Origin of the sequence: Arthrobacter woluwensis, assembly GCF_030816155.1 — a bacterium.
Classification (GTDB): domain Bacteria; phylum Actinomycetota; class Actinomycetes; order Actinomycetales; family Micrococcaceae; genus Arthrobacter_E; species Arthrobacter_E woluwensis_A.
Genome location: NZ_JAUSXR010000001.1, coordinates 877,748 through 894,145 on the forward strand (window position 1 = coordinate 877,748; position 16,398 = coordinate 894,145).

At 68.7% G+C, this 16,398-nt stretch carries 14 protein-coding genes; 8 read left to right on the plus strand and 6 right to left on the minus strand.

Annotated features, from left to right (window positions below):
- Positions 1 to 3 precede the first annotated feature (3 nt).
- The gene (locus QFZ52_RS03870; protein WP_307496321.1) at positions 4 to 690 is read right to left on the minus strand and encodes a response regulator; all 687 of its coding nucleotides are present in this window, start codon (positions 688 to 690) and stop codon (positions 4 to 6) included.
- The gene (locus tag QFZ52_RS03875) at positions 687 to 2,426 is read right to left on the minus strand and encodes a sensor histidine kinase (protein ID WP_307496322.1); all 1,740 of its coding nucleotides are present in this window, start codon (positions 2,424 to 2,426) and stop codon (positions 687 to 689) included. Before QFZ52_RS03875 ends, QFZ52_RS03870 begins: the two co-directional genes overlap by 4 nt.
- Before the next feature lie 185 nt (positions 2,427 to 2,611).
- Here QFZ52_RS03875 and QFZ52_RS03880 point away from each other — a divergent pair, with 185 nt between their 5' ends.
- Positions 2,612 to 4,075, plus strand: a complete 1,464-nt coding sequence (locus QFZ52_RS03880; RefSeq protein ID WP_307496324.1) for a CitMHS family transporter — start codon at positions 2,612 to 2,614, stop codon at positions 4,073 to 4,075.
- 191 nt (positions 4,076 to 4,266) lie between these two features.
- Positions 4,267 to 5,112 (plus strand): 5'-nucleotidase, lipoprotein e(P4) family, encoded by an 846-nt coding sequence (locus tag QFZ52_RS03885; protein WP_307496325.1) that lies wholly within the window; start codon positions 4,267 to 4,269, stop codon positions 5,110 to 5,112.
- A gap of 75 nt (positions 5,113 to 5,187) precedes the next feature.
- Here the strand turns inward: QFZ52_RS03885 and QFZ52_RS03890 are convergent, their stop codons facing one another.
- On the minus strand, positions 5,188 to 6,627 hold the full coding sequence (locus tag QFZ52_RS03890) for an SLC13 family permease (RefSeq protein WP_307496326.1): 1,440 nt from the start codon (positions 6,625 to 6,627) through the stop codon (positions 5,188 to 5,190).
- 10 nt (positions 6,628 to 6,637) lie between these two features.
- The gene (locus QFZ52_RS03895) at positions 6,638 to 7,756 is read right to left on the minus strand and encodes a PrpF domain-containing protein (protein ID WP_307496327.1); all 1,119 of its coding nucleotides are present in this window, start codon (positions 7,754 to 7,756) and stop codon (positions 6,638 to 6,640) included.
- Positions 7,757 to 7,996: 240 nt separating this feature from the next.
- On the opposite strand from QFZ52_RS03895, the gene QFZ52_RS03900 reads away from it, so the two are divergent.
- Together QFZ52_RS03900 and QFZ52_RS03905 are read left to right on the plus strand one after the other, a co-directional pair.
- Entirely contained in the window at positions 7,997 to 8,935 is a 939-nt protein-coding gene (locus QFZ52_RS03900) for a LysR family transcriptional regulator (RefSeq protein WP_307496328.1), read from the plus strand.
- 170 nt (positions 8,936 to 9,105) lie between these two features.
- The gene (locus QFZ52_RS03905) at positions 9,106 to 10,023 is read left to right on the plus strand and encodes a DMT family transporter (protein WP_307496329.1); all 918 of its coding nucleotides are present in this window, start codon (positions 9,106 to 9,108) and stop codon (positions 10,021 to 10,023) included.
- Between the two features lie 136 nt (positions 10,024 to 10,159).
- Here the strand turns inward: QFZ52_RS03905 and QFZ52_RS03910 are convergent, their stop codons facing one another.
- Positions 10,160 to 10,705, minus strand: a complete 546-nt coding sequence (locus QFZ52_RS03910; RefSeq protein WP_307496330.1) for a GNAT family N-acetyltransferase — start codon at positions 10,703 to 10,705, stop codon at positions 10,160 to 10,162.
- Between the two features lie 232 nt (positions 10,706 to 10,937).
- Between QFZ52_RS03910 and gatC the strand changes: the two genes are divergently transcribed.
- The 3 genes from gatC to gatB are packed head-to-tail and all read left to right on the plus strand — an operon-like array spanning position 10,938 to position 14,257.
- Positions 10,938 to 11,234, plus strand: a complete 297-nt coding sequence (gatC, locus tag QFZ52_RS03915) for an Asp-tRNA(Asn)/Glu-tRNA(Gln) amidotransferase subunit GatC (protein WP_107002106.1) — start codon at positions 10,938 to 10,940, stop codon at positions 11,232 to 11,234.
- Between the two features lie 3 nt (positions 11,235 to 11,237).
- Positions 11,238 to 12,749, plus strand: a complete 1,512-nt coding sequence (gene gatA, locus QFZ52_RS03920; RefSeq protein WP_107002105.1) for an Asp-tRNA(Asn)/Glu-tRNA(Gln) amidotransferase subunit GatA — start codon at positions 11,238 to 11,240, stop codon at positions 12,747 to 12,749.
- Positions 12,749 to 14,257 (plus strand): Asp-tRNA(Asn)/Glu-tRNA(Gln) amidotransferase subunit GatB, encoded by a 1,509-nt coding sequence (gene gatB / locus QFZ52_RS03925; RefSeq protein ID WP_307496331.1) that lies wholly within the window; start codon positions 12,749 to 12,751, stop codon positions 14,255 to 14,257. Before gatA ends, gatB begins: the two co-directional genes overlap by 1 nt.
- A 121-nt stretch (positions 14,258 to 14,378) precedes the next feature.
- Here the strand turns inward: gatB and QFZ52_RS03930 are convergent, their stop codons facing one another.
- On the minus strand, positions 14,379 to 15,137 hold the full coding sequence (locus tag QFZ52_RS03930) for a DUF3472 domain-containing protein (RefSeq protein WP_307496332.1): 759 nt from the start codon (positions 15,135 to 15,137) through the stop codon (positions 14,379 to 14,381).
- Between the two features lie 237 nt (positions 15,138 to 15,374).
- Here QFZ52_RS03930 and QFZ52_RS03935 point away from each other — a divergent pair, with 237 nt between their 5' ends.
- The gene (locus QFZ52_RS03935) at positions 15,375 to 16,388 is read left to right on the plus strand and encodes an isopenicillin N synthase family dioxygenase (protein WP_307496333.1); all 1,014 of its coding nucleotides are present in this window, start codon (positions 15,375 to 15,377) and stop codon (positions 16,386 to 16,388) included.
- The last annotated feature ends 10 nt before the right edge of the window (positions 16,389 to 16,398 follow it).

A 16,398-nucleotide genomic window follows, 5' to 3' on the forward strand; every position in this document is an offset into this window, starting at 1 on the left:
CGCTCACGCCCGCCGCGCGTAGCGGTGCTCCGGCCGCCCCGTGGTGCCGTAGCGCAGCTGGATCTCGACGGCGCCGTCGTCGGCCAGCGAGGACAGGTACCGCTGCGCCGTGGCGCGGGACACCCCGACCCGCTCCGCGACCTCCAGCGCCGAGAGCGCCTCCCCGGCAGGTCCTCCCACGACGCCGCCGAGTGCCTCGAGGATGGACTGTTCGGTGGCGCTGCGGGTCCTTGCCGGTGAGGACACCGCCGGCCCGTCCGAGCTGAGCAGCGCCCGTCGGGCCCGCTCCACGGCCTCCTGATCCAGGCCAGTCGTCTTCTCCAGCAGCCGCCGGTAGCGCGCGTAGGACCGGAGACGCTGCGCGAGTTCCTCCCCGCCGAACGGTTTGAGCAGATACGCCAGGGCCCCGCGTCGGAAAGCCATCCGCAGAGAAAAGGCGTCGGCCGCGGCGCTGAGCATCATGACGTCGCAGTCCAGCTGGCGCAGCACGTCGAGCCCCGAGCCGTCCGGCAGATAGACGTCCAGCAGCACGAGGTCCGGTCTCAGCGAGTGGAACGCCTGCAGGGCCTGCTGCGCATTGCCGGCGTGGCCCACCACCGAGAACCCGGGCACGGCCTGGACGTAGTTGGAGTGCAGCGTGGCGACGTGGAAGTCGTCATCGACGATCAGCACGGTGAAATCGTGACTCATGCGTCCTCCCCGGACGTGGTGGTGAACATCATGGCGGTCGGCAGGCGGACGGCGAAGACTGCGCCGGAGCCGGTGCCGTCCTCGCCGGACCCCGGCCCTCCGGCGGCGAGGAGCTTCACCTCGCCGCCCCGGCGCTGCGCGAGTTCCAGCGCCAGTTTCAGGCCCAGTCCGTGCCCCGGGACGCGGGAGGCGGTGTAGCCCTTCTCGAAGAGCCGGTCGGGTTCGGCCACCCCGTCCCCGGAATCGGCGACCACGGCGTGCAGCGTCCCCAGCCGGGGAGAACCGTCGAGAGGTTCCGGGCCAGGCTCGTCGAGGAGGTCCACACGCACCCAGCGCTCGCCGTCGGCGCCGTCCTCGCCGTCCTCGCTGACACGGGTCCCGGACACCGCCGCGTTGATGGCGTTGTCGATGAGGTTTCCGAGCACCGTGGTGACATCGTGCGGTGCTTTGACCGAACCCCGGATGAAGGTGTCCTCGCCGACCCGCAGCGTCACACCGCGCTCGCGGGCCCGGATGCCCTTCGCCCCGATGAACGCCTGCAGGTACGGCTCGGGCAGGCGTTCCAGGCCTTCGACCGGGAATTCCAGGGGACCGGTCTCCACGAGACGGTGGGCGTACTCGGCGGCCCGTGCGGTGTCGCCGAGGTCGAGGAGGCCGGAGATGGTGTGCAACTGGTTGGCGAACTCATGGCGTTGCGCGCGGAGGGCGGAGCTCATGGTGCTGACCGACTCCAACTGGCGCGTGAGCTGGGCCAGCTCCGTGCGGTCCCGGAGGAAGACCACCCAGCCCAGGTCCTCGCCGTCGTGCACCGCCTTCCGGGCGGTGGCGAGCAGGACCCGCGCGCCGACCACGAGTTCCAGGACATCGTCTTCGGCGGCTTCCTGCCGCGTCAGATCCCGCAGCGGTTCGGGCACGGGGGCGTCGGCCCAGGGGGTGCCCTGCAGATCGGGAAGTCCGAGCAGCTCCTGCGCCGTCGCATTGACCACGGTCACCCGGCCGCTCGTGGACACGCCGATCACGCCTTCATGCGTGGTCTCCAGCACCGCGACCTGGTCCTGGACCAGGGTGGTCAGCTCCTCCGGCTCCATGCCGAGGGTGAGCCGCCGCAGCCGCTTGCGCAGCAGCATCGAGGCGCCCACTCCCGCGGCGAGGGCGCCGCACGCGGTCACGATCACCGGTCCGGAAGCTCCGAGCAGCGCGCTGCCCAGCGGTTCCCGGGCGAAGCCGACGCTCACCACGCCGACGACGGCGGCGGCCCCGCCCGCCGTCGTGTCCGGAGCGTAGACGGGCACCTTGGCTCCTGCCGACGGTCCGAGCGTCCCGGTGTTGCGGGTGACGACCTCTTTGCCTGCGAGGGCCTCGGACGGGTCGGTGCTGACCTTCTCGGCGAGGCGCTGCGGGTCGGGATGGGCCAGCCGGACGCCGGTCTCGTCCGTGATGACGACGAACAGGGCGGACGTCCTCTGCCGCGCCGATTCGGCGATGGACTCCAGGGGGCCGCGGTCCAGGACGGTGGACGGGGGAGTTCCGGTGGCCGCGCTGATCCGCGCCACCTCCTGCCGCACCTGAGGCTGGGAGGCGATGGTGCGGGCCAGGGTGAGGGCGCGCTGCTCGGCCTCCTGCGTGATCCGCTCCACCATGATGGTGCCGAAGGCCAGGGCGAAGAGGAGCACGGTCAGCAGCACCACCGCGATCTGCAGCAGCAGCGTCTGCGTGGAGAACTTCAGTGTTCGCATCGCACTCCCTTCGGCGGCGAGCCTACCCCAAAAGCGTCCTGAGCTAAATGAGCAGAACGCGCTCAACAAGCACAAGCGGCATCAAGCGCGCTTAAGACCGGAGCGTGACGCGCGCCACCTTAGCGTCTATGGCGAGCGTCACATCGGTGTGACGCACCCGACACTTTCACCTAAGGAGCGCAGCGATGCTAGTCCTGCTCGGCTTCGCCATGATCGCAGTCTTCATGGTTCTGATCATGACCAAGAAGATGACGCCAGTGCTGGCGCTCATCCTGGTGCCCACCATCTTCGGCCTCTTCGCGGGGGCCGGTCTGGGCATCGGGGACATGGTCATGACGTCCATGAAGTCCATGACCTCCACGGCCGCACTGCTCATGTTCGCCATCATCTACTTCGGCACCATGATCGATGTGGGTCTGTTCGACCCGCTGGTCCGGTTCATCCTCCGCAAGCTGGGCAATGACCCGGCCAAGGTCGTCCTGGGCACCGCGGTCCTGGCGATGGCGGTCTCCCTGGACGGTGACGGTTCCACCACCTTCATCCTCACTACCGCCGCGATGCTGCCGGTCTACCTGCGCCTGAAGATGAGCCCGGTGGTCCTGACCTGTGTCGCCGGCCTCGCCAACGGCACCATGAACATCCTGCCGTGGGGAGGTCCGACCGCCCGCGCCGCGTCCGCCCTGAAGATCAACGTCTCCGACGTCTTCGTCCCGATGGTCCCGGGCCTGCTGGCCGGCCTCGTCGTCGTGCTGGTGTTCTCCTGGAGCCTGGGCCTCATGGAGCGCAAGCGCCTCATGGTCGCCGAGCCGGAGCGCTGGGGCGCCGCAGCGTCATACGACGGCGGCACCGCCCTCGACGTCGCCGACGTCAAGAACGGCTCGGCCCTGTCCAAGGCGAGCGGCGGCCGCATCGGCACCCGCACGGCCCTCCTGCAGAAGATCACCCCGGGTGGCGGCTCCGCCGGTGGCTCGTCCGACGGTTCCGGCACCCTGGCGGAGACCGCTCTGGATCCGACCCGCGAGACGCTGCGTCCCAAGCTGATCTGGTTCAACTTCGCCCTGACGCTGGCCATCATGGTCCTGCTCGTCATGGACGTGCTGCCGCTGCCGTACATCTTCATGGTCGGCGCGGGCATCGCCCTCCTGGTGAACTTCCCGCACGTCAAGGACCAGGCGAAGGCCCTCGTGGCCCACGGTCAGTCGATCGTGGCCGTGGTCAGCATGGTCATGGCGGCCGCCGTCCTGACCGGTGTGCTGAACGGCACGGGCATGGTCAAGGCCATGTCCGAGTGGCTCGTCGCGATCATCCCGTCCAGCATGGGCCCGTTCATGGCGATCATCACCGGCCTGCTGAGCATCCCGATGACGTTCTTCATGAGCAACGACGCCTTCTACTTCGGCGTGCTGCCGATCCTGAGCGAGACCGCCGGTCACTACGGCCTGAGCGCCGCGGACATGGCGCGCGCCTCCATCACCGGTCAGCCGTTCCACATGCAGTCCCCGCTGGTCCCGGCCATCCTCCTGCTGGTCTCCCTGGCCAAGGTGGAGCTGGGCGACCACCACAAGAAGGTCCTGTGGCGCGCCGCGGTGGTGTCCCTCGTGATGCTGGTCGTCGGTGTCCTGACCGGGGCCATCGGCATCGGCCACTAGCCTGCAGCTGTCTCCGCCACGATTGCGGGGTCACTTCAGGCCGGATGAACCGTCATCATCCGGCCTGAAGTGACCCCGCAATCGTCGGTCCAGGCCTGATGTGAGACATATTCCGGCAGATTCTGGTGCCTCACGATAAACATTGGTTTACTAGCCGACGTGACATGCGTCACTGTGATCAAGGAGGACCCATGGGAATTGAACGCCGGACCATGCTGAAGGGGCTGGGCGCCAGCGGAGTGGCAGGAGGCCTGGCACTGTTCACCGCCGGACCCGCCCAGGCCGAGGCGTCGCCGGAGGTGCAGAACATCCTGTCCGCGGCGGTGGCGTGGCGGGTCACCGCCGCCGAGCGGGACATGCTGTACCGGCAGGCGTTCAACATCGCCCGTGACCGCCTCGACAACGTCCTCCGGGGCGTCGGGCAGCGGCGCCGGGGCGCCAAGCCGCTGGCGTTCATCTCCGACGTCGACGACACCGTCCTGTCCTCCAACCCCTATTGGGAGATGCTGATCGCCGCCGGCAAGCAGGCGTTCGACGACGAACTGTGGGACGCCTGGGTCCGGGAGAACGGACCCACCGCGACGCCCGGCGCCGTCGAATTCTCCCGGTACGCGGAAAGCCGTGGCGTCGAGATCTTCTACGTCTCCCAGCGCGATCAGGGCCCGGACACCCAGCAGATCGGCGTCGCGAACCTGCGGCACGCGGGCCTGGCCTTCGCCGATGACGAGCACGCCATCTTCCAGCGCGAGTCCTCCAACAAAGAGCCGGCCCAGCAGGCCATCGCGGACAAGTACCAGGTCATCGCGTTCCTGGGCGACAACCTGAACGACTTCCGCCGTCGTTACTATGTGAAGTCGGTCCAGGAGCGCCGCACCCTCGCCGCCGAGGACGCCGAGCGCTTCGGCCGTGACTTCATCCTCTTCCCGAACAACACGGACGGCCATTGGATCCGGGCGATCTTCGGCACCAGCGAACCGGCGGACTCCCCGGAATACCGCGCCCGGATGCTCCTTGCGGCCCAGGGCAAGGTTCTCTGACGCCCTCCGGTAACACCACAGGACGGCGAGTGCCATGGTGCGCTCGCCGTCCTGCGGTGTGGAAGGCCTGGTGGATCACATGATGCCGGTGGGGACCAGGAGCGCCCAGGCGAGGGCGGGCCCGGCGAGGACGATCGCCCCCGCGTATATCATGAGCTGGCGGTAGACCCGCTGCCGGTCCTCCTCGCGGGCGTTGGCCACCACGAGGGCGCCGTCGGTCGAGAAGGGCGACACATCCACGACGGTGGCGGCGATGGCGAGCGCGGCCACCGTGCCGGAGGCGCTCAGGGAGCTCGTGGCCAGGAGTGGCCCGGCCAGCGGGATGAACGCGGTCAGCAGCGCCGTCGAAGACGCGAACGCCGAGCCGACGCCGATCACGTAGCAGAGCACGAAGGCCACCAGGAGCGGGGCTCCCACCGCCAGGGCCAGTTCCGCCAGGGTGTCGATGACGCCGAGGTGCTGCAACAGCGAGACGTACGTGATCATGCCGGCCACGAGGAGGACCGTGGACCAGGAGATGCCTCCGATGAAGGTGGTGTGCTCCTTGATGTTCACGAAGGCCAGCAGCAGGCCGGCCGACAGCGCGACGAACCCGATCGGCAGATGGAAGCCCAGCGTGCACACCAGGATGGCGAAGATCAGGACCAGCGTCAGGATCTGCTGGCCGTGCGGTCGGGTGCGCTCGCCGGTCTCCGGGCCCGTGTAGCCGTTGGCATGATGGTCCCGCAGTTTGCCCATCAGCGTGAAGGCCACGAGCGTGAGAGCGGAGAGGATGATGTTGACGACGAAGCTGGCCAGGAACAGCGCCTCCTGGGAGACGGGGAAGCCGTTCTTCAGGGCGATGTCGTGGACCAGCACGCCCGCCACGGACAGGGGCGAGAAGCCTCCGGCATGGGCGCCGTTGATGACGAACGCGCCCATGACCACGGGGTGGATGCGTGACTCGTAGGCGAGACCCAGGGCCGCGGGCGCCAGCAGGGCGACGGCGGCGGGGGAGAAGGTGCCGAGCGACGTCAGCGCGGCGGCCATGAGGAAGAAGACCCACGGCATGAGCATGGTCTTGCCGCGGACCATCCGGACACAGGCCTGGACGATGATGTCGATGGTCCCGTTCCGTTGGGCCATGCTGAAGAAGTACGTGACGCCGATGATCGTCAGGACGATGTTGGCGGGGAATTCGGCGAGGATCTCCTTATCGCTCATGCCGAGCATGAAGTAGCCGACGCCGAACGACGCCACCAGCCCCATCACGCCGATGTTGAGGGGCCACTTGGTGGCGACGACGAACATCACCACCAGGATGACGAGCGGGATGACCTGCGTCGCGGTCATGGTCTTCTCCGATCCCGTGGCCGCCGCGGGGCCGGAGAGGACACCTCCGAACAGGAGGGCGAGCAGCCCCACCGCCGCGATCGCGGCCACCGTCACCAGAAGGATACGGCGACGCCGGTCGGGACGGGTGGACGGCGTGTCCCCGGTGGAGGTGGGTCTGGTCTTTTCTGCGGTGTTGCTCATGGCTTTCTCCTCATTGAGTGGCGCCGGCGAAGGAGGTGTCGACGGCGCTGCCGAGGACCTCCGGAAGGTGGATGACGGTGCTGGCGATGGTGCGGGCGGTGCGGTCGACGCCGACGAGCAGCGAACCGCTCCGTTCCTCGGACCAGGTTTCGATGACCCCGGCCGGCGTGCGCAGCCGGAGGGTGGCGGCGGGGGCCGCGCGGACCGCCGCGGCGGCCACGGTGCCAGGCGTCCGGGCCGCGAGGGTCAGGGCGATGCTGCCGGTGATGGCCAGCGCCGGGTGGGGCTTGCCCATCGAGAGCATCAGGACGCTGAGGTCGCTGTCCGGATCCGAGGATGCCGGTGCCGCGACGACGGCGAGCTTGGGCACGGCGCGTGCCGCCTCCTCCGGGGTGCGGGCCATGCCCATGCGCACCGCGGCCTCGCGTCGGACGGCGTCCAGGACGTCCAGTCGCGGGACGACCGCGGCGCTCCAGCCGTCGTGGCGCTCCGGGTCCAGGCCGAGATCCTCGGCGCGGAGGATCACGAGCGGTGCGCCGGCGTCGACCATCGACACGGTCCAGGAGGTGCCCGCCACCGTCAGCGTGTCGGTGGGGGAGCCCGTCGGGAGCAGCGCGCCGGTCGTCTTCCCGGCCGGGTCGCGGAAACCGAGGCCCACGCGGTAGCCCGGGAACGGGACACCGGGCATCTCGGCCTGCGGGACGATCGGCAGAGCGCCGGACGGGGTGGACACGTCCTGGACGATGATCTGCCCGGTGTTGGTGTTGCGGGTGACGATCCGGGTGACGTCCCCGGTGGGCACCACCCAGCCTTTTTCGATGGCGTACAGCCCGACGACGGCGGAGCAGTTGCCGCAGTTGCTGCCCCAGTCGACCGTGGCCTCCTCGATGCCGACCTGGGCGAAGGTGAACTCGACGTCCACGTCGCCGTCGCCGGGGCGATCCAGGATGACGGCCTTGCTGGTGGTCGACGTGGCGCCGCCGACGCCGTCGATCTGGCGGCTGTCCGGGCTGCCGAACAGGCGTGGAAGCAGCACGTCCGGTCCGGCCTGAGCCGCGCCGAGCTGTGCGCTCTCGAAGACCCAGCATTTGCTGGTGCCTCCGCGCATCCACTCTGCTTCGATCTTCATGAGATGGTCCTTGCCTTCAGTGGTGGTCAGTGAAATCCCGGGTGATTCGAGATTGACGCAGATCACATGTGAAGACAATGTTGGATAGTTGGAGGGTTATGTAGTGATGCTTCATTTACTCACGAAACAAACGCTCTGCCCCTCTTCCGATGGCCGGAATCGGCAGTAAAGGGCGTGCTTCGGCGCTTCTCTGGCGTGCCCACTGTATAGAATGAACCGATCTTCGAGGAGGATGAAGCGATGCTGAACGATGAGGTCCAGGAATTGTTCGATGTCCGACGGCTGGCTCTCCTGGTGGAGGTGGTCGAGCAGGGATCGGTGACCGCCGCGGCCGAGGCCATGATGTACACGCCCTCCGCCGTGTCGCAGCAGTTGCGCAAACTGGAACAGGAGGTCGGCCAGCCTCTCCTGAACCGGAAATCCCGCGGAGTGGTGCCGACGGAGGCGGGCCAGTTTCTGGCGGGCCACGCGCGGAAGATCATGGCGCAGATGCAGGCGGCGCAGGCGGATCTGGCCGAGCTCGCTGGCCTGAAACGGGGATCGCTGACCATCGGCACCTTTCCCACGCTCGCCGGGTCGTTCCTGCCGGTGGTCCTCCGGATCTTCAAGAAGCGCTATCCGGCCATCAGCCTCTCCGTGCGGAGCGCCCGCTTCGACGAACTGCTGAAGGGGCTGCACTCGGGGTCCATGGGGCTGTGTCTCCTGTGGGATTACCCGTGGAACCGCTTCGAGGACGACTCGATCCGGACCACCGAGGTCTTCGACGAAAGCACCGTGCTCCTCGTCTCCCGCAGCCACCCGCTCGCCGACCGGGACGTCATCTCCATGGAGGAGCTGCGGAAGGAGTCTTGGATCGTCCGCGCAGAGTCGCATCCGGTGGTGGAGGTCCTCCAGCGGTCGGCCCACGACGCCGGGTTCGAGCCCACCATCGGGTTCCTGGCGAACGATTACCAGGAGGCTCAGGCGATGGTCAGCGTCGGGATGGGCGTGGCGATGGTGCCGAAGACCGCCGTCGCGCTCCAGCATCCGGACGTCAAGGTGATCAGCCTGGGGCCGGGCGCCCCGTCCCGCCGCGTGTTCCTGGCACAGCGTCAGGACAAGGTCTACGCTCCGGCCGAGGTCGCCTTCCAGGCGACGCTGCTCGAGGTCGCCCGGGAGCGGGCGGCGGACTACCGGTAGCCTCGCTTCCCTCCCGCTGCGACGGCGCATCCTCCACGACGGCAGCGGTGTCCCGTGATGGAGCCGCCTCCCGTGATTGACTGGGCGGGCCGGCGGGTGCCGTCGAGGAAGATGGTGAGACTTCAGGGGAGCGGGGAGGGTGCGTGGCTGGTCAGGAACCGAAGAGTCCGATGAAACCGTGGCGTCTGGCCCTGGACTCCGTCCTGCTGGTGTTCCTCCTGGCCTCGACCTGGATCCTCGTGGCGTTCACGCTGACCGGGACCTCCGTGGCCATGGCGTCGGCCGGGCGGACCGTCTTCACGGTCGGCGGCCTGGCCTTGCTGAGCGCGCTCGTGACCCGAGGCAGGGCCTCGGCCGGCGGTGCGGCCGTCCCGAGGATGGGACGTCGCACCACCGTCATCCTGGCGCTCACCGGGGTGAGTGCCTACACGATCTTCTCCACCGCGGCTATCCACTTCGCGGGGGCCGCGGTCCCGGCGCTCATCATGGTCGGCACGCCGCTGACGGTCATGGTGATCGAGGCGGTGCTGAACCGCCGGTCTCCGGGCGTGTGGTTCCTCGGCGTCGCGCTGCTCGCGGTGGCGGGCGCGGCACTGTACGTCCTGCAGAAGCCGCCCGGGCAGCAAGGGGAATCGCTCGGGCTCGGCATCGCCGCCGGCGTCGCGGGAATGCTGTCCATGGCCTGGTACGGCGTCCACTTCTCCCGCGCCAACGCCGGGTACTCCGGCCCGATGGCGCCCCGGATCCTCCCGATCTTCGGGCTCGGGTGCCTTCCGCTGCTCGTGTGGGCCGGGGCCGACCTCCTGGGCGGAGGGACGATCACCCCGGGCGCGCTGCTCTCCCTCGTGATCCTCGGTGTCGTGGTGTACGTGCCGGCGTACCTCCTGCAGCACCGCATCCTCGTCGCGGCCGGCGCCACGTATTCGGCACTGCTCGGGCTTGCGGTCCCGCCCGTGGTCGGGGTGGCTGCGGCGCTCGCCGGGCTCGGACCGTGGCCGTCGCCCGGCCAGTGGGCGGCGACGGCCCTCACGCTGGCCGCCGTCGTGCTGGTGGTGCTGCGCACGTCCCGCCGCGCGCAGAAGGCCTGACGGCCGCGCGCTTCTCCCGGGTTCTGCGCCCTCTTCGACGTTCTGCGCCCCAATGGGGGCGCAGAACGCGAACTCGGGCGCGGTCAGACGCGACGACGCCAGCCAGCCCGCGAGCCGGCCCCCTCAGTCAGCCAGGTCAGTGCCCCAGGATGAGGGCGACCGTGTCCGGGTCCAGCGGCCGGTCGGCGTACAGGAGACGGACTGCGGACGGGTCGCGATTCCCCACGTCCGGACCACGGAATCGGAGGGTGAGGCGTGCCCGGCCGGCCACTGCGGCCGAGGCGGCGTTGTGTTCCAGGATCGACGCGACCCGGGGGAGTGAGGCGTTCTTCTCCCACGCCGCCGCCAGGGCGAGGCGTGCCACGCGGGTCGCGAGACCCCGGCCCTGGGCGACGGGCGCGAAGCGGTATCCCAGGTTCCAGTGGGCGCCGTTCCGCAGAGAACAGCCCGCATTGCCGAGCAGTGCGCCGGTCCCGGCGTCCTCCACCAGCCACGAGCCGAGCCCGTCGTTCTCCCAATCGGACACCCATCGTTCGACCAGTCGTCGCGTGGTCTCCGGCGAATCGTGCCGACCGTGGGGCGCATGCCGCCAGACGGCCGGGTCGCTGTAGAGCTCGTGGACGCGGCCGGCGTCGACCGAGGTCGGAACGCGGAGCGTGATGTCATCCGGCACAGGCAGCATGGTCCACATCCTAGGTGCGCCACAGCAGTCCCGGGCTCCTTCGACCCCTCCTCCCGACTTCGGTGCCCTGTTTTCTTTTCGGTGCGCCAATGGGCGCACCGAAAAGAAAACAGGGCACCGGAACCGTGGGGCCGACGCCCCGCCCGCATCACGGGTCCGCCGCGGTCGGACGGGCCGCGGCGGAGTGACTAAACTGGACCAGAAACCTTTTCACCAATTGCAGGGGAGATCCATGGCTGCGATCAATCGTGACGACGTCGCGCATCTGGCGCGTCTCGCTCACATTGAGATGAGCAATGAGGAGCTCGATCGTATGGCCGGCGAACTGGCCGTCATCGTCGACTCCGTCAAGTCCGTCAGTGAGGTCGCCGGCGCCGATGTGCCCGCCACCTCGCACCCCATCCCGCTGAGCAATGTGTTCCGCGAGGACGTGGTGGGGCATGTGCTGACCGCGGAGCAGGCCCTCTCCGGTGCGCCCGACGCCGACGAGAACCGTTTCAAGGTCCCCGCAATCCTGGATGAGGAGTAAGCCATGACCCAGGAGATCATTCACTCCACCGCCGCGCAGCTCGCCGAGAAGCTCGCCGCCAAGGAACTGTCCGCCGTCGAGGTCACCCAGGCGCACCTGGACCGCATCGCCGCAGTCGACGGCGAGGTGAACGCGTTCCTGCACGTCAACACGGAGGAAGCGCTCTCCGTCGCAGCCGAGGTGGACTCCGCCCGCGCCAACGGCGAGGACCTCCACGCGCTCGCCGGTGTGCCGATCGCCGTCAAGGACCTGATCGTGACCGTGGGCCAGCCCACCACCGCCGGGTCCAAGATCCTCGAGGGCTGGCACAGCCCGTATGACGCCACCGTCATCAAGAAGCTGCGCGCCGCGAAGATGCCGATCCTCGGCAAGACCAACCTGGACGAGTTCGCCATGGGTTCCTCCACGGAGCACTCGGCGTACGGCTCCACCCGCAACCCGTGGGACCTGGACCGCATCCCCGGCGGTTCCGGCGGCGGTTCCGCCGCCGCCGTCTCCGCGTTCGAGGCGCCGCTGGCCCTCGGCACGGACACCGGTGGCTCCATCCGCCAGCCCGCCTCGGTGACCGGTTCGGTCGGCGTGAAGCCCACCTACGGTGGCGTGTCCCGCTACGGCGCGATCGCCATGGCCTCCTCCCTGGACCAGATCGGCCCGGTGTCCCGCACCGTGCTCGACTCCGCGCTGCTGCACGAGGTCATCAGCGGGCACGACCCGTACGACTCCACCTCCCTGCAGGAGTCCTGGACCGGCCTGGCCGCCGCCGCTGCGAGTGGCGACGTCAAGGGCATGCGGATCGGCATCATCAAGGAACTCCACGGCGAGGGCTACCAGGCCGGCGTCGAGAACCGCTTCAACGAGTCCCTGGAGCTGCTCAAGGCCGCGGGCGCCGAGATCGTCGAGGTCTCCTGCCCCAACTTCGAGTACGCGCTGGGCGCCTACTACCTGATCATGCCGTCCGAGGTCTCCAGCAACCTGGCGAAGTTCGACGGCGTGCGCTTCGGCCTGCGCGTCCTCCCCGAAGAGGGCCCGCTGACCATCGAGCGCGTCATGGGCGCCACCCGCGCCGCCGGCTTCGGTGACGAGGTCAAGCGCCGCATCATCCTCGGCACCTACGCCCTGTCTGCCGGGTACTACGACGCCTACTACGGCTCGGCCCAGAAGGTCCGCACGCTCATTCAGCGTGACTTCGACGCCGCGTTCGCCCAGGCCGATGTGCTGATCTCCCCGACGGCGCCCACCACGGCGTTCAAGCTCGGCGAGAAGGTCGACGACCCGCTGGCGATGTACCTCAACGACGTCGCGACCATCCCGGCGAACATGGCCGGTGTCCCAGGCATCTCCATCCCCGGTGGTCTCGCGGATGAGGACGGCCTGCCCGTGGGCATCCAGTTCCTCGCCCCGGCCCGTCAGGACGTCCGCCTGTACCGCGCCGCCGGCGCCCTGGAGAAGCTGCTGGAAGAGAAGTGGGGCGGCCCGCTGCTGGCGCAGGCCCCGGTACTGGGAGGTGCCAAGTAATGTCCGCCGACGAGATCCTGGACTACGACTCCGTCTTCGAGAAGTACGAGCCCGTGCTCGGCTTCGAGGTGCACGTCGAGCTGAACACCAAGACCAAGATGTTCTCCTCCGCGCCCAACGAGTTCGGGGACGATCCCAACACGAACGTCAACGAGGTGGACCTGGGCCTGCCCGGCGTCCTGCCCGTGGTCAACAAGGCCGCCGTGGAGTCCTCCATCAAGATCGGCCTGGCCCTGAACTGCCAGATCGCCGAGACGTGCCGCTTCGCCCGGAAGAACTACTTCTACCCGGACACCCCCAAGAACTTCCAGACCTCGCAGTACGACGAGCCCATCGCCTTCGACGGGTACCTCGACATCGAGCTGGAGGACGGCGAGGTGTTCCGCGTGGAGATCGAGCGCGCCCACATGGAGGAGGACGCCGGCAAGCTGACCCACATGGGTGGCGCGGCGGGCCGCATCCAGGGCGCCGACTACTCGCTCGTGGACTACAACCGTGCCGGTGTGCCGCTCGTGGAGATCGTCACCAAGCCGATCGAGGGCGCGGGCAAGCGCGCTCCGGAACTGGCCAAGGCCTATGTGGCGGCCGTCCGCGAGATCGTGAAGAACCTCGGCGTGTCCGATGCCCGCATGGAGCGCGGCAACGTCCGCTGCGACGCCAACGTCTCCCTCAAGCCGATCGGCCAGGAGAAGTTCGGCACGCGCTCCGAGACCAAGAACGTGAACTCGCTGCGCGCCGTCGAGCACGCCGTCCGCTTCGAGATCCAGCGCCACGGCGCCGTCCTGGAGTCGGGCGAGAAGGTCGTGCAGGAGACGCGCCACTGGCACGAGGACACGCGCACGACGACGTCGGGCCGCCCCAAGAGCGACGCGGACGACTACCGCTACTTCCCGGAGCCCGACCTCGTTCCCGTCGTCGCGTCCCGTGAGTGGGTGGAGGAGCTGCGCGCGACCCTGCCGGAGCCGCCCGCCGAGCACCGCAAGCGCCTCAAGGCCGCCTGGGGTTACTCGGATCTGGAATTCCGCGACGTGGTGAACGCCGGTGTCATGGACCTGATCGAGGAGACCGTCGCAGCCGGCCTCAAGCCCGCCGCCGCCCGCAAGTGGTGGATGGGTGAAGTGGTGGGCCGCGCCAAGGTCGCCGAGGTGGACCCGGGCGAACTGGGCATCACCCCCGAGGTGATCGTGCAGGTCAACGGTCTGGTCGAAGCCGGCAAGATCAACAACAAGATGGCCTCCCAGGTCCTGGACGGCGTCCTGGCCGGCGAAGGCACCCCGGAGGAAGTCGTGGCCGCCCGTGGTCTGGTCGTGGTCTCCGATGACGGCCCCCTGCTGGAAGCCATCGACGCCGCACTGGCCGCTCAGCCGGATGTCGCGGAGAAGATCCGTGGCGGCAAGGTGCAGGCGATCGGCGCGATCGTCGGCGGCGTCATGAAGGCCACCCGTGGACAGGCCGACGCCGGCCGCGTCCGCGAGCTGATCCTCGAGAAGCTGGGCGTGGAGGGCTAGTCCCGACCCGAACGAACGACGGCCGGTGGCCGGAGAGCTGCTCTCCGGTCACCGGCCGTTTGCGTTCCCGGCTTTGGCGTTCCTTTGGCGTGCCCAGGGCGCCGTCGCGGGAACGGACCGCTCAGCCGACCGTGCCGCGGGTGATCCGCACGCCGGTGCCGACCGTGGTCACGGTGGTGTTGCCCTGGCCGAGGCAGTCGCCGTACTCCTTGACCCACGAGACTTTGCCGCTCAGGGATCCGGAGGACGGCGCCCCGAAGGTGACGTCATATTTCTGCTGCTGGGTGCAGCTCGGCACGTCGTAATACTCGACGAATCCGGACTGGGACGGCTTGAGGTTACCGGACCCGGCGGGCAGCTTGTAGCTGCCGATGTGGGTGCTCTGTCCCGTGGTGGTGTCCACAGCCGTGCCGCTCCAGGTGTCCGTGCCGGTCTGGCGGACCACCATGTTGTAGGTGTGGCCGTAGACGGCGTTGAATTCCAGTCCGCAGCTGACGCCCGGCCCGCCGTCGGCGCCGGGCGTGCAGTTGGGATCGGTGGAGGTGGTCCCGGAGATGAACGAGGAGAAGACGCCGCGCAGACGGCCCGAGCCCTGGGAGTCCGGCCGGGGCTGCAGGCCGGTGTAGCCGACGTCGCTCTGGCCGGTGAAGCCGTACTGCATGGCGAAATAGGCGCCCGCTCGGCGGGCTGTCGCCGGGGCCACGGTGATGGGGAACGTGACGGAGCTCAGTCCCGCGACCGGCGCCGAGCTGACCGACCAGGACAGCAGCTCGTTGCCGCCGAAGGTCTGGGCGTGGGCGGGGATTCCGGGGCCGGCGGCGACGGCGGTGAGGCCGATCGCGATCACTGCACTGAGACGTTGGTGGAGGGGTAACCGCATGTCTTCTCCCTGTGTGCTCTCGATGGGACGGACCGTTCTCGGCCCGTCGAGGAATTATCGTCACGCGCGTCACTCGCTTGTCAATCGTTTAACAAGAATGCCCAAAGTCGCCCGGGATGGGGCGGGGCCAACTTCATGACTTTCCGTGACGTGCCGATGGGCGGGCTCCGGGAGCGAGCGTAATATTGGAGCCAATACAGGCTTCGGCTTGCAATGTAACGCGAAAAGGATTATGTGGTGGCCCTCGAAACTTTGCCCATCCTCGATTTCTCCCGTCTGAGCGCTGGACCGGAGGAGGCTGCCCGCTTCCGCGATGACCTCCGCGACGCGATGCACGAGGTGGGATTCCTCTACCTCTCCGGCCACGGCGTCCCGCAGGAGCTGACGGACGCCATCCTCGACATCTCCCGGCGTTTCTTCGAGCTGCCGGAAGAGCAGAAGCTCGCGCTGGAGAACATCCACAGCCCGCAGTTCCGCGGATACACCCGCATGGGCGGCGAGCTGACCGCCGGTGAGGTCGACTGGCGCGAGCAGATCGATGTCGGCGTCGACCGTGAAGCAGTCCCCGCGGGCGAGGGTGTCGCCGACTACTGGCGGCTGGAAGGGCCGAACCTGTGGCCCGAGGCGCTTCCTGAGATGCGCGGCATCGTCACCGAGTGGATGGACCGTCTGAGCGAGATCTCCCTCGAACTCCTGCGTGCCCTGGCACTGTCGCTCGGCGCGCCCGAGGACACCTTCGACGAAGCCTTCGCCTCCCGGGCCTTCCCGGTCCTCAAGATCGTCCGCTACCCCGGGGAGTCGGACCCGGATCCCAAGCAGGGTGTCGGCTCACACCGCGACGGCGGCGTGCTGACCTTGCTGCTCGTGGAGCCGGGTAAGGGTGGCCTCCAGGTGGAGCACGACGGCGCGTGGATCGACGCGCCGCAGGTGCCGGGGAGCTTCGTGGTCAACATCGGCGAAATGCTCGAACTCGCCACCAATGGCTACCTCAAGGCCACGCTGCACCGGGTCATCTCGCCGCTGCGCGGGACGGACCGCATCTCGGTGCCGTTCTTCTACAACCCGGCCCTCGACGCGCGGATGCCGCAGCTCGCCGTCAGCCCCGAGTTCCAGGAGAAGGCCCGCGGCCTCTCAGTGGACCCCAACGACAGCCCGATCCTCGAGACCTACGGCGACAACGCCCTGCGGTACCGCGTGCGGGCGCACCCGAACGTCGTCGCCGCCCAGCACCCGGACCTCGTCAAGGGCTGAAGGCGAACCG

Excerpts from the sequence above, each read along its gene's own strand:
- QFZ52_RS03870 (WP_307496321.1), bottom strand. The coding sequence starts at position 690 with ATGAGTCACGATTTCACCGTGCTGATCGTCGATGACGACTTCCACGTC.
- QFZ52_RS03875 (WP_307496322.1), bottom strand. The coding sequence starts at position 2,426 with ATGCGAACACTGAAGTTCTCCACGCAGACGCTGCTGCTGCAGATCGCG.
- QFZ52_RS03880 (WP_307496324.1), top strand. The coding sequence starts at position 2,612 with ATGCTAGTCCTGCTCGGCTTCGCCATGATCGCAGTCTTCATGGTTCTG.
- QFZ52_RS03885 (WP_307496325.1), top strand. The coding sequence starts at position 4,267 with ATGGGAATTGAACGCCGGACCATGCTGAAGGGGCTGGGCGCCAGCGGA.
- QFZ52_RS03890 (WP_307496326.1), bottom strand. The coding sequence starts at position 6,627 with ATGAGCAACACCGCAGAAAAGACCAGACCCACCTCCACCGGGGACACG.
- QFZ52_RS03895 (WP_307496327.1), bottom strand. The coding sequence starts at position 7,756 with ATGAAGATCGAAGCAGAGTGGATGCGCGGAGGCACCAGCAAATGCTGG.
- QFZ52_RS03900 (WP_307496328.1), top strand. The coding sequence starts at position 7,997 with ATGCTGAACGATGAGGTCCAGGAATTGTTCGATGTCCGACGGCTGGCT.
- QFZ52_RS03905 (WP_307496329.1), top strand. The coding sequence starts at position 9,106 with ATGAAACCGTGGCGTCTGGCCCTGGACTCCGTCCTGCTGGTGTTCCTC.
- QFZ52_RS03910 (WP_307496330.1), bottom strand. The coding sequence starts at position 10,705 with ATGCTGCCTGTGCCGGATGACATCACGCTCCGCGTTCCGACCTCGGTC.
- gatC (WP_107002106.1), top strand. The coding sequence starts at position 10,938 with ATGGCTGCGATCAATCGTGACGACGTCGCGCATCTGGCGCGTCTCGCT.
- gatA (WP_107002105.1), top strand. The coding sequence starts at position 11,238 with ATGACCCAGGAGATCATTCACTCCACCGCCGCGCAGCTCGCCGAGAAG.
- gatB (WP_307496331.1), top strand. The coding sequence starts at position 12,749 with ATGTCCGCCGACGAGATCCTGGACTACGACTCCGTCTTCGAGAAGTAC.
- QFZ52_RS03930 (WP_307496332.1), bottom strand. The coding sequence starts at position 15,137 with ATGCGGTTACCCCTCCACCAACGTCTCAGTGCAGTGATCGCGATCGGC.